The organism is Companilactobacillus nuruki, from assembly GCF_002872255.1.
Taxonomy (GTDB): domain Bacteria; phylum Bacillota; class Bacilli; order Lactobacillales; family Lactobacillaceae; genus Companilactobacillus; species Companilactobacillus nuruki.
The window spans coordinates 101,264-112,501 of sequence record NZ_NIPR01000064.1 but is presented as its reverse complement, the minus strand read 5'-3'; the positions used below and the strand labels follow the sequence as shown (position 1 = coordinate 112,501).

Sequence of the window (11,238 nt, the reverse complement as noted above, 5' to 3'; positions counted from 1 at the left end):
GGGGAAAATCTTTGAAATATTTTGTCCCTGATGATGTGGCTTGGTATATTAAAGATCGTGGTATTTATAAGAAATGAAAATTTGAAGTATTATAAAAAACTACCTAATGATTATTTTTTTAATAATCATTAGGTAGTTTTTTTACCCTTTACCTTAAGCCCGTTGCCGTTGTTCTTGCATATGAACATCAGCAAGCAATAAAGTATATGAGTTGACGCCGAAGAAGGCAATAATAACCATCAAACCAGTTAAGAAAAATCCCAAGAACATAAATCCTAAACCTAATAAGAGTCCAAAAATTGCGAAACAACGCATAAGATTTTTAGATAGGGTAACTAATTGGTGTTCATTTTTAAATGTTCGATGATATATTTCATCAATTCTTTGTGATTTGTATGTGGTTTGATCGGCCTTGTGAATTTCAAGAGTTAATTGATAAGGCTCGAAGTCGTCAACAATCGTGTCCTCACCATAAGTGTCAGTCACGACTTTCTTATATTTGCCACCAGTGATTTTTAAAATAGGATAGAATTCCTGATTGAGTATTATTTTAAGACTACCACTTAAAGGGATAGATCCAATATTAATGATCTGAGAATTCCAAAATCTAGCTAAGACAAAAACCCGATTGTTTTCAATATGTAAGTCAACATTTGCTAGATCCAAGTTTTCTAATTGATACATTTTAAAAATAAATTTATTTCCGATAATCTGTTTATTATTTAATCCCTCATAGATATCCTCTGGATTAACGTCTCTTACATAATTGATATATTCTTGAATAAAGGTTCTTGTATCCTTATTTAAAGTAATCTTTTTGTTAGTTAAAATAGTCATAATTCCCCCAAAAACTGTAACAACTAAATCAAGTATAACAAAAATGTATGCGCTTTTGTGGAAAATTATGAAAACGCTTTATTTTATTTACTGATATTACTATTTAACCAATTAATTAAAAGTTTACTTACAGTATTTTGCTGTTTTTGATTGCTAATAGAAGCGGTATTATCACCTTTTTGTTTACCATAGCTACCAAAACCAGCATGATTGCCTCCAGATATTTGTTCATAAATTGTATCATTTGGTAGTAATTTTTTAGCTTCTTGGTAACTAGTTTGGTTCAAAACACCATCTTTTGATGCAGTTAGTGAGAGGACAGGTACATTTATTTCATGTAAGTCGCCTTTTTTTTCAGGATAACTTGCTAGGAAAAAGACCCCCAGGAGATTCTTTTGATGATTTTTAGCGTAACGACTAGCCATGGTTCCACCTAGTGAATGTCCACCGATAATATAACCATTGTTCTTGGATATTTTGTTAGCGGCGTTAACATTCAAAACTGCTAAGTCCAAAGGAAAACGAACGATATAAACTGAGTATCCAGCTTGTGATACTTTATTTGCCCAAATACTATAACTTTTTGGTTCCACTAAAGCTCCAGGATAGAAGATAACCTTAGGGTTAGAGTCATCGCCTTGAAATTTAGTAGTACTGTTTATCATAGTGCTACTATTGGCTGCTGTTTGGGCGGTTGTACTTGGTTGATACTCTTTGTTTTTAACAACTAAAAAAGTTATTAAAATTAGGACTATAATTCCAATTAAGATTCCAATTAACCATTTTGATAATTTTTTCATGTATAAATCACGCACCTTTATTGAGTTACTTATTAATATTGTACTTTACAAATGGTCTAAAAATATGCTATATTCAGGGAAATCGAAATATTTAAGATATTAAAAGAAGGAGTACTATATACTTTATCCACAGGGAGTTAGGGTAAGTGAGAACCTAGCGTGTCGGTATATAAGAAAAACATCTTTGTTTTCTTCTAACTGAAATTTTTAAGAGTAGGTATAGACGTTGACCAGTACGTTATAATTGGCAAGTATTTAATTGTACTTTGAGGTGTTTTTTATAAAAAACTTGGGTGGTACCGCGGAAAGATCTTTCGTCCCTTATATTGGGGATGAAAGGTCTTTTTTTCGTCTATAGTATTCCAAGAATAAAAGGAGAAAGCAATGCAAAACGTTTTAGTTAAAGATTTATATAAAAAAGAATTTGCTGATGGTGATCAAATCACTGTTTCTGGTTGGATTCGTACAATTAGAGGTTCAAAACGAGTTGGTTTTATTGAATTGAATGATGGTTCGTTCTTTAAAAATGTTCAAGTAGTTATGACTAGTGATATGGAAAACTATGCTGAGGTAGTTAAATTCCCTATTAGTACAACTATCAAGGTTGTAGGTGAATTGGCATTAACCCCTAAGGCTCAACAGCCATTTGAGATCCATGCTACTGAGATCGTTGAATTGGGTGCCTCTGATGTTGATTATCCATTGCAAAAGAAAGCCCATTCATATGAATATATGAGGACAATCGCACATTTGCGTCCAAGAACAAATACATTTTATTCAGTATTCCGTATTCGTTCACTAGCAGCCTTTGCTATTCATGAATATTTGCAACATAATGATTTTGTCTATGTACATACACCAATCATTACAAGTTCTGATGCTGAGGGTGCTGGAGAGATGTTCCAAGTCACTACTTTGGATATGAATAACCTTCCTAAGACTGACGAAGGTAAGATTGATTACAACGAAGATTTCTTTAGAAAAGAAACTAACTTAACTGTTTCTGGACAATTGGAAGTTGAACCATTTGCCCTAGCCTTTAGAAATGTATATACTTTCGGACCAACATTCAGAGCTGAAAACTCACATACTGGTCGTCATGCTTCAGAATTCTGGATGATTGAACCAGAAATGGCTTTTGCAGATCTTAAAGATGAAATGGATTGTTCAGAAGCATTATTAAAATATGTTATCAATTATGTACTAGAACATGCAAAAGAAGAGCTTGAATTTTTAAATGAAAATGTTGATAACACTTTGATTGATCGCTTGAAGGCTACAGCTGGCGAAGAATTTGCCCACGTAACTTATACTGAGGCCATTGATATTTTGGAAAAAGCTACAGACGTTGAATTCGAAGTAAAACCTTATTGGGGTCTGGATCTTGATTCAGAGCATGAACGTTATTTGTCAGAACAAGTTTATAAGAAGCCTGTCTTTATTACTGATTATCCAAAAGACTTCAAAGCCTTTTATATGCGTGCCAACGATGATGGTAAGACAGTAGCTGCCGCTGATTTGTTAGTTCCTGAAATTGGTGAATTGATTGGTGGATCACAACGTGAAGAACGTCTTGATAAGCTTGAAGCAAGAATGGCTGAACTTGATATGAATGAGGAAGACTATAAGTGGTACTTAGAATTGCGTAAGTATGGTGGTACCGTTCATTCTGGCTTTGGTATTGGATTTGAAAGATTAGTTATGTACATTACTGGTATGGAAAATATCAGAGATGTCATCGCTTATCCTAGAACACCTGGTAATGCTGAATTTTAGTTAATTTAATAAGGAAAATATAAATAAAAAGATTGAAACCGATTTTTATTGGTTTCAATCTTTTTTTGTAAGTATTAAAATTATTTGATTTTTAATACATCCTATTGCATAATACTATGTATAAAGAGGTATAGATATGAACGCACAATTAAAAAAAGGATTATTAGATATTTGTATTTTATCTGAGTTAGAGCGAAAAGAATCTTATGGTTATGCGATTATCAATGATTTAGCTCCTTTGATAGAAATATCTGAATCAACACTATATCCCATTTTGAAACGATTACTTGCTAAAGGGGCAATAACTTCACAAAGTCGGATTCACAATAATAGAGTTCGAAAGTATTATCAGATCACAGATATAGGTAAAGCTGAAGTTAATACATTCATTAATGAATGGGGACAGGTAGAAAGAATTTTTCAGTTTATTAAAGGAGAAAATTATGATGGATAAAACGGGATTCTTAATTGATTTAGAAAAGGATTTAAAAAAATATGGCGTTAGTAATTCGGATGATTATATTGAGTATTACTCTGAATATTTAGATGATTTAATAGAAAATGGAATGAGTAGTGAGGCGGCTGTTAATAGCGTTGGCGGTGTTAAAAAAATTTTGTTAAATATTTTGTCAGATGAGAAGGTCAAAATTCCTAAGGTGAAAAATAGATTACAAAGAATTATTTTGTTATCAGCTAGTTTTCCAATATGGGGACCAATTGTAGCAGCCCTGTATATTATTGCATTAGCAATAGTTTTTTCATTGATCATATGCGCGCTGGCTTTTATGGCGGCGGGCTTATGGACGTTTTTAGGTAGTTTTATTGTTATCTTTAAGATTGGTTTTACATATGCACTACTTCAGTTCGGGATTTCATTAATATTATTAGGCTTGGGAATTTTATTTGAACAATTTCTTATAGGTTTTAGTGGAGCCATATATAATTTAAACAGAAGTTTGTTTAAAAAATTTAGTTCAAGGGGGATTGAAGCATGAGTTTATTAAAGTTTAATAGTAAAATGTTGGTTTTGGCATTGGTTATTTTGGTTGTAGGTGCGGTATTAATGGTTATCGCTTTAAGTTTATTGAATTTTGATATTAATGAAATTTTGTCCCATTTTGGTACCTGGTATGCGCCGATAAATTTGCATTAAAAACGCGGGAAAAATAACTTCTGAATAATATAAAACTGTGTTGAGAACACCATGCCAATCATAGTTCCATTTAATCAATCTGATGGCAGAAAATTTATAGTGATTTATACATGCTTTTAACCCCCATAAAAAAAGCAAGCCCATTGGGCTTGCTAATGAATTATTAAAAACTAAATATTGCGGTGATAAAGGTTGCAGCTCCCAAGAAGATTCCTGGAACATTGGCCCAAACAATGGGCCAATCTTTTTCTTTTTTGAGTAGACCATAAGCTGTCCAAATAGTGCAGTTAATAAAAGCAACCAAAGGCTGAATCGGATTGCCTTTAGTCCCAGATAGATTGGAAATGATTTGAGGGATGTATGAAACATACATCAAAACTGACATTAAACTTGCTACCGTACCAATCTTTTCTACTTTTTCTGAACTAATCCTCTGCAAACAATAACTTCCTTTCATCTTTCAGCTTTTAATGTCTTCAGTTTCATTGGACAGGAGATGGCTAGTGAAGAAAGATCATTAATTAGACTATTTTTTCTATAAAAACACTGTATTTTTACACTAAATCAGATTAGATTTATTGTCAAACAATTCAATTCTATAAAAAAAAGCCGAATGTGTTTTTTCACATTTAGGCTATAATTTTATATTATTCTGGGGTTATGTCTCGCACTCATTTTATTATTTATATAAATATTGCGAAGTATTGTTCAATATCTCTCTAACATCATCAGTACTTTTAGCATCCATCATTTTATTTCTCAAGTTAGTAGCCCCAAGTTCAGGACGAGCATATATTTTGAAGAAACGTTTTAATGATGGGAAACGTGGATAATCATAATGAGTTGCGAAGTTATCAAAGAGATCTAATTGCATTTTTAATAATTCTAATAGCTCTGTTAGGGAATGTTCTTTGGGTACTTTTTCAAAGGCAAAAGGACTGGTGAAAACCCCACGTCCGATCATAATCCCATTTAGGCCAGGATGTTCTTGATATAATTTTAGTCCGGCCTGATAGTTTGGAATATCACCATTTATTTGTAGGAGTGTTTCTGGAGCTATTTCATCTCTTAATTTGATTAGATCATCAATTAATTCAAAGTGAGCATCAACTTTGCTCATTTCCATTTTGGTTCTTAAATGAATTGTTAATACATCAACATGTTGATTAAGTAAGAAGGGAATCCAATCTTTATATTCATCAACTTTACTGTATCCTAAACGTGTTTTGACACTAACGGCCAGTCCGGATGTCTTAGCAGCTGAGATCACGTTTTGAGCCCATTGATGATTACGAATTAAATCACTTCCACCATGGTTTTTAATAACAGTGCTATCAGGGCAACCCATGTTAATATCTACAGCTTCAAATCCTTGTTCTTTAAGAGATTCTGTCGCAGTTACAAAGTCTTCAGCCAAGTTTCCCCAAAGTTGGACGACCGGACGTTTTGTTTCTGTAGAATCGACGTATAAGCGACCATGAATGGGAAACTTAGTGTTAGGGTCAGTAATACCCTTGGCATAAACAAACTCACTGAAAAAAGTATCAGGTGCAGCCGCCTTAGCAATAACTTGTCGAAAAACAGTATTACTAACGGCCTCCATTGGTGCCATAGTGAAGAAAGGGCGATTCTCAGATTTAGCTTGAGTAGCAATTTTTGACCAAAAATTTGATTCTGTCACGTTTGATTACTTCCTTTATTGATTATTCCATATCACTATATACTACTAGTTTTTTTTATTTGAGACTAATGTTTTATCTCAGAAGGAATTAGAAGAATATAATTTTTTACACATAAAAAAGGATTGTTTAACAACTATTTTAATAGCCGCTAAACAATCCCTTTGCTATGCTTAAATATTTTCTAAACGATTGAAGTAGGTCATGTAAGGATGACCACTTGGTAAGATTTTAATTTTAGTAACGCCTGCATTGATAGGTTCATAAACATCTTTCATATCAGGTATTTTTGTTACTAATTTGATAAATGATCTGGTAATAAAACCGTGACAGACGACCATAATTTTTTTGTCGCCTTCTTTAGAAACATCATCTAAGAATGATTGAATACGTTTATAAACTGATTCGTAAGGTTCACCGTTTTCAGCATATTTGACGTAGTCCTCAGTTAAGTATTCATTTTCATCAAACCCATCAGGATGTTTGGCAATAACTTCAGAAGCTAAGAGACCATCCCATGAACCATAATTGATTTCTTTTAATCGATCATCTGTTTTTATTGTATGAGTATTTTGATTGAGAATTTCGGCGGTTTCAAGAGCCCGTTTTAAAGGACTGGCATAAATTTCATCAAAATCATTAATATCCATGACCATATGCTCTCTTAAATAAGTGACTTGTTTTCTACCAGTTTCGTTAAGCGGTAGATTAGTTGCAGAACCATTGATCTTTCCAGTGTAGTTAGTATCAGTTTCGCCATGCCTGACGATATATAATTCAACCATTAGTTGCCCTCCAGAGTTTGTTAGTTATATTCTAAACTTCAAAATGGATTAGAACAAAATTCTTTTTCTATCTTTGAATGTAAATTTCAAATGAATTAATATCTCCACGATATTTGGCAATAGAATATTCAGCTGGAACATTGTTCTTTGTAAGTCCAACAGTATGGAAATAAAAAATCGGATCATTTTCGTCAATATTTAAAAGATCAGATGTAGTTTCATCGGCGGACAACACCTCTAACTTACGGCGAACTTGCAAAATAGGGTAGTTATTATCATCTAGGGCTGAGTAAAGCGAAACATCTTCAAAATTAAATTCATTCAACTTAGGAAAGATTTTATTGGGAATATAACTTGTTACCAATACGATAGGTTGCTCATCGGCGTAACGTAAACGAACCAATTTATAAACAAATTCATCTTTAGTTATTTGCAGATTATCACATACTTCTTGAGAGGGTAATTCTTTTTGTAACAGAATAACATGAGTTTTAGGAGTCAATCCTTTATTCTTAACCTCATCATTGTAGCTTTCAATTATATGAGTAAACTCTTGAGAGATTTTACTTTGACATACGATAGTTCCACGTTTTTTTCGTTTAGCCAAAAGACCTTTGTTGACTAAAGATTGGATTGCTTGACGAACAGTAGGCCGACTAACGCCATAAATTTCCATTAATTCAATTTCTTTAGGGATAAGTGTATTAGGTTTGTAGGTCCCATTTTTAATTTTCGATAAAATGTCATTTTCAATTAATGTATGTTTAGGCAAATTCTTACTGTCCATTGTTTTACCTCATATGTTCTACTTCAAATTTTTTTGATACTTTCGATCGATTTTAATGGTTTGAATATTGTCATCGACCATTCTTTGCTTAATAGATTCGATGATTTTAACACCACTGCTTGTACCGATTCTATCAGCACCAGCCGCAATCATTGCTAGAAAGTCATCAGAGTTTCTGATTCCACCAGCAGCCTTTACTGAAACAACATCACCAACTGTTTCCTTCATAAGTTTAACATCTTCAATTTTGGCTCCACTAGGACCAAAACCAGTTGATGTCTTGATAAAGTCGGGTTTAACGACCTTAGCTATTTCAGCAACATGTTTTATTTCATCTTTAGTAAGATAGGCGTTTTCAAAAATAACTTTTACCAAAACAGAATTTTGATGACAAACGTTAACGATTTGTTCCATCTCTTGTTTGATGTAATCAAAATTATTATTTTTTACTTCGGTGATATTGATTACATAATCGATCTCGTTAGCTCCATTTTCAATTGCATTTTTAGTATCGAAGACTTTAGATTCGATTGTTGTTTGTCCAAGAGGAAAGCTAATGGCAGCACCAATATCAATATCAGTATCTTTTAATATATCATAACAAATTTTTGATTGAACCTGATTGATTGCTACCATTCTAAAATGATAATTTATGGCTTCTTGACATAGTTTTTTCATATCATCTGCAGAAGCGTAGGCGTGTAAGTTAGTATGATCGATCAATCTTGATAATTCATCTAATGTATATTGTGACATGTTTAAATCCTCCAAAGATTATTATGTAATTACATATAAATAATAATCTTTGGATTCTAAATAATCAATACTTAATTATTAAGGCTCTTGTAATCAAGAATTAAACAAAATAATTACTTTAGTAGAAAATATTTATATAAATAATAAGTAAGGACATAACGTGAAATACTTAGATATAGTAAACCCCCTCAAATTTTTTAAAATAAGAGGGGGTTTACTATCTTAATAAATTAAAGTTTAAACAATTTTTCGGCAGTGCCATGAGCGAATGTTTCTTTTTCAGGATTTGTTAAATCAGCTTCTGTAATAAACTTTCTTACATCGTTCTCACGTTTGACATAAGGGTAATCTTCAGAATACATCATATGATCAGTACCCATTTCTGTTTTAATTAATTGTAATTGTGGATTTGTAAACATACCTGAGGGTGTTATAAAGATATTTTTTCGATAAGTTTCAGAAAATGGTTTTTTCAAACCACCAATTGCTCCAAATTGATCAAGTCTTTCAATAAACATAGGTACAAATTCGCCCCAGTGCCCGGTGATTAATTTTAGCTTAGGATATTTTTCGAAAATCCCTCCTAAGATTAAACGAACAACTTGGATGCCTTCTTCGTTATGCCAACCCCATGCAGCTCCACCCATCATAGTGGTTAGTAATGGAGAATAAGATTTGCTTTTATATAACATATTAAGCTGTTCATCAGTAATAACCCCGGGATGTAAATATAAAGGAACATCTAATTCGGCGGCCTTTGCAAATATTGGTTCGAACTTTGGATCATCAAGAAATTGACCATTTACAGAACCACTAATAATGCCACCTTTTAATCCTAGTTCTTTGACAGATCGTTCTAATTCAGTGGCTGCTTTTTCGGGTAGATTGACTGGTAAGACTGCTAATCCAGCAAATCGTTTTGGAAATTTTGTCATATTATTGGTCAATGTATCGTTTTGCTCTTTACTTGCAGATACAACCATGTTATCAGGTAAAACTTGTGGTGAGTTACCAGCATCAGAGATAACCTGCATATCAATATTATATTTGTCCATATAATCAACATGCGCCTGAAGGCTGGTTAAATCGTGATTTAGTTCATTTTGACGAGGATTATTATTTTTAATTTTTGAATATTGATTAAAATTTTTAACATTAGCAGGTGTATCAAAATGTTCTTCAACTGTGATTATTTTCATTTGAATAACTTCCTTTTTTAGTCGTTAACAACGGTGAATTGTTGGTGAATGTGTTGTGGGTTTTCAGATTCGTCAAGCATGGCACTAGCAAAATTGCCGTATGATAATTTTGAATTACCATTTCTGTCTTTCATGACGCTATCTGTTCCTAAGCGATAATTTGTCTTATCGCCAGGCACAAAATCATTTTGAGGTGTCATAATTGTCCAATCGACGTTATCAACCCATTTTAATAAATCTAATGAATGATTTTGTTCAACAGATGACTGAATCCAAGGTTGGTCGGCAAATTGTTTTAAAATATCAGCTAGCTGTAAAACACCATCTTTGTTTTTCAACGAACTAGAATCAGTAACAAAGATTAAATGTGGTTTATGTTGCCCTCTAAAAAGAGCTACCAACTTTCCTGTTAAATCCAAACTACGATAGGCGTCTGGAGAAGCAAAAGCGTCAATAATAACATCAAAATCTTTTAAATCGTCGTGTGATAAGAGCAAAGCATCTTTTTCCAAATAATTAACATTGTTACCAAGTAGTTTTTTTGCTTTTTCAGAATTTCTGACCAGCGCCGTAACATCATTGTCGCGAGCAATTGCTTCCTTATAAATAATTTGTCCAACATTTCCTGTGGCACCAATAATTCCGATTTTCATAATAGTTCTTCTTTCTGATATTTTAATTTAGTCAATTTTTATGATTCATGGTAATATAAACTTGCTGATTAAGAATTAAACTTAGTTGCCAAGTTTAATGACACTAATATAAACTTGGCTACCAAGTTTTGCAAGAGAAAGGTGAGAAATAATTATGAAACAACGATCTTTAAATGAAGAGAAGGTTGTTATAGCGGCAACCGAACTTGCAAAGAAAGATGGATTAGAATCAGTGACATTAACCAAGACTGCCAAGAGTTTGGATATTCAACCACAGTCAATGTATCGATATGTGAAAAATACCACTGATTTAAAGGCAAAGATCTTAGCTAATAATTTACAATTACTGGTTGATCAATTGTATGAGAAGTTGATAGGTGTATCAGGTGAAGAAGCGTTACTAAATTTAGTGACTACGGTTGCCTTTGGTGAGTACACTCAGATTATGCCGCATGATTTTGCCGGTGTTTCTAAGTATCTTGAATATTCTGATGTTAAAGAACAATATGATCGATTATATTCCATGTTACCTAAACTTCTGAAAACGTTTATTAATGACTCTGATACGATTAGAAGAGGGACACAGGTATTAGCCGATTACATGCTAGGCGAATCGGTAACTTCTCGAAATAATAATGATTCGGATCAAGATCTGCGGAAGAAAGATTTTTTGATTAATGTTAAAAATATTATAGAGATGTTGAAAAACTTATAATATGAATTTGCAAACATTTGGAGGATACTATATGATCTACGTTAGACCTTAAAGAAATTAGGTGAAAACCATGGAATTATCAAACATCATGGCTTGTA

Annotated in this window: 14 protein-coding genes and 1 other annotated feature; of the genes, 5 read left to right on the top strand and 9 right to left on the bottom strand. The window is 32.7% G+C overall.

What is annotated here, in order from left to right:
- Positions 1–153: 153 nt before the first annotated feature.
- Both CBP76_RS12960 and CBP76_RS12955 read right to left on the bottom strand, forming a co-directional pair.
- Entirely contained in the window at positions 154–837 is a 684-nt protein-coding gene (locus tag CBP76_RS12960) for a hypothetical protein (protein WP_102197280.1), read from the bottom strand.
- An 83-nt stretch (positions 838–920) separates the two neighbouring features.
- Complete coding sequence (locus tag CBP76_RS12955) at positions 921–1,637, bottom strand: alpha/beta hydrolase (protein ID WP_102197279.1); 717 nt, start codon at positions 1,635–1,637, stop codon at positions 921–923.
- Positions 1,638–1,726: 89 nt separating this feature from the next.
- Positions 1,727–1,962: a binding site (T-box leader), on the top strand.
- 59 nt (positions 1,963–2,021) lie between these two features.
- On the opposite strand from CBP76_RS12955, the gene asnS reads away from it, so the two are divergent.
- The 4 genes from asnS to CBP76_RS13280 all read left to right on the top strand — a co-directional run bounded on the left by asnS (position 2,022) and on the right by CBP76_RS13280 (position 4,566).
- Positions 2,022–3,413 (top strand): asparagine--tRNA ligase, encoded by a 1,392-nt coding sequence (gene asnS / locus CBP76_RS12950; protein WP_102197278.1) that lies wholly within the window; start codon positions 2,022–2,024, stop codon positions 3,411–3,413.
- A gap of 136 nt (positions 3,414–3,549) precedes the next feature.
- Positions 3,550–3,867: a PadR family transcriptional regulator gene (locus CBP76_RS12945; RefSeq protein WP_102197277.1), complete on the top strand. Its 318-nt coding sequence runs from the start codon at positions 3,550–3,552 to the stop codon at positions 3,865–3,867.
- Positions 3,857–4,408, top strand: coding sequence for a DUF1700 domain-containing protein (locus tag CBP76_RS12940; RefSeq protein WP_102197276.1), 552 nt, complete (start codon positions 3,857–3,859; stop codon positions 4,406–4,408). The genes CBP76_RS12945 and CBP76_RS12940 overlap by 11 nt, the downstream gene beginning before the upstream one ends.
- Positions 4,405–4,566: a hypothetical protein gene (locus CBP76_RS13280; protein ID WP_166667281.1), complete on the top strand. Its 162-nt coding sequence runs from the start codon at positions 4,405–4,407 to the stop codon at positions 4,564–4,566. The genes CBP76_RS12940 and CBP76_RS13280 overlap by 4 nt, the downstream gene beginning before the upstream one ends.
- Before the next feature lie 163 nt (positions 4,567–4,729).
- Here the strand turns inward: CBP76_RS13280 and CBP76_RS12935 are convergent, their stop codons facing one another.
- The 7 genes from CBP76_RS12935 to CBP76_RS12905 form a co-directional block, all read right to left on the bottom strand.
- The gene (locus CBP76_RS12935) at positions 4,730–5,005 is read right to left on the bottom strand and encodes a SemiSWEET family transporter (RefSeq protein WP_281258489.1); all 276 of its coding nucleotides are present in this window, start codon (positions 5,003–5,005) and stop codon (positions 4,730–4,732) included.
- 240 nt (positions 5,006–5,245) lie between these two features.
- Entirely contained in the window at positions 5,246–6,247 is a 1,002-nt protein-coding gene (locus CBP76_RS12930; protein WP_102197274.1) for a tRNA dihydrouridine synthase, read from the bottom strand.
- A gap of 171 nt (positions 6,248–6,418) precedes the next feature.
- Positions 6,419–7,030: a histidine phosphatase family protein gene (locus CBP76_RS12925; protein WP_102197273.1), complete on the bottom strand. Its 612-nt coding sequence runs from the start codon at positions 7,028–7,030 to the stop codon at positions 6,419–6,421.
- Between the two features lie 67 nt (positions 7,031–7,097).
- A complete protein-coding gene (locus CBP76_RS12920) occupies positions 7,098–7,817 on the bottom strand; it encodes a GntR family transcriptional regulator (RefSeq protein ID WP_102197272.1) in 720 nt (239 codons plus the stop codon).
- A gap of 18 nt (positions 7,818–7,835) precedes the next feature.
- Positions 7,836–8,573: a deoxyribose-phosphate aldolase gene (gene deoC / locus CBP76_RS12915; protein WP_102197271.1), complete on the bottom strand. Its 738-nt coding sequence runs from the start codon at positions 8,571–8,573 to the stop codon at positions 7,836–7,838.
- 230 nt (positions 8,574–8,803) lie between these two features.
- Complete coding sequence (locus CBP76_RS12910) at positions 8,804–9,772, bottom strand: amidohydrolase family protein (protein WP_102197270.1); 969 nt, start codon at positions 9,770–9,772, stop codon at positions 8,804–8,806.
- Positions 9,773–9,789: 17 nt separating this feature from the next.
- Positions 9,790–10,425 (bottom strand): NAD(P)-dependent oxidoreductase, encoded by a 636-nt coding sequence (locus CBP76_RS12905; protein WP_102197269.1) that lies wholly within the window; start codon positions 10,423–10,425, stop codon positions 9,790–9,792.
- Positions 10,426–10,579: 154 nt separating this feature from the next.
- Between CBP76_RS12905 and CBP76_RS12900 the strand changes: the two genes are divergently transcribed.
- Entirely contained in the window at positions 10,580–11,140 is a 561-nt protein-coding gene (locus tag CBP76_RS12900) for a TetR family transcriptional regulator (protein ID WP_102197268.1), read from the top strand.
- Positions 11,141–11,238: the final 98 nt, after the last annotated feature.

Excerpts from the sequence above, each read along its gene's own strand:
- CBP76_RS12955 (WP_102197279.1), bottom strand. The coding sequence starts at position 1,637 with ATGAAAAAATTATCAAAATGGTTAATTGGAATCTTAATTGGAATTATA.
- CBP76_RS12925 (WP_102197273.1), bottom strand. The coding sequence starts at position 7,030 with ATGGTTGAATTATATATCGTCAGGCATGGCGAAACTGATACTAACTAC.
- CBP76_RS12900 (WP_102197268.1), top strand. The coding sequence starts at position 10,580 with ATGAAACAACGATCTTTAAATGAAGAGAAGGTTGTTATAGCGGCAACC.
- CBP76_RS12960 (WP_102197280.1), bottom strand. The coding sequence starts at position 837 with ATGACTATTTTAACTAACAAAAAGATTACTTTAAATAAGGATACAAGA.
- CBP76_RS12910 (WP_102197270.1), bottom strand. The coding sequence starts at position 9,772 with ATGAAAATAATCACAGTTGAAGAACATTTTGATACACCTGCTAATGTT.
- CBP76_RS12940 (WP_102197276.1), top strand. The coding sequence starts at position 3,857 with ATGATGGATAAAACGGGATTCTTAATTGATTTAGAAAAGGATTTAAAA.
- asnS (WP_102197278.1), top strand. The coding sequence starts at position 2,022 with ATGCAAAACGTTTTAGTTAAAGATTTATATAAAAAAGAATTTGCTGAT.
- deoC (WP_102197271.1), bottom strand. The coding sequence starts at position 8,573 with ATGTCACAATATACATTAGATGAATTATCAAGATTGATCGATCATACT.
- CBP76_RS12920 (WP_102197272.1), bottom strand. The coding sequence starts at position 7,817 with ATGGACAGTAAGAATTTGCCTAAACATACATTAATTGAAAATGACATT.
- CBP76_RS13280 (WP_166667281.1), top strand. The coding sequence starts at position 4,405 with ATGAGTTTATTAAAGTTTAATAGTAAAATGTTGGTTTTGGCATTGGTT.
- CBP76_RS12905 (WP_102197269.1), bottom strand. The coding sequence starts at position 10,425 with ATGAAAATCGGAATTATTGGTGCCACAGGAAATGTTGGACAAATTATT.
- CBP76_RS12945 (WP_102197277.1), top strand. The coding sequence starts at position 3,550 with ATGAACGCACAATTAAAAAAAGGATTATTAGATATTTGTATTTTATCT.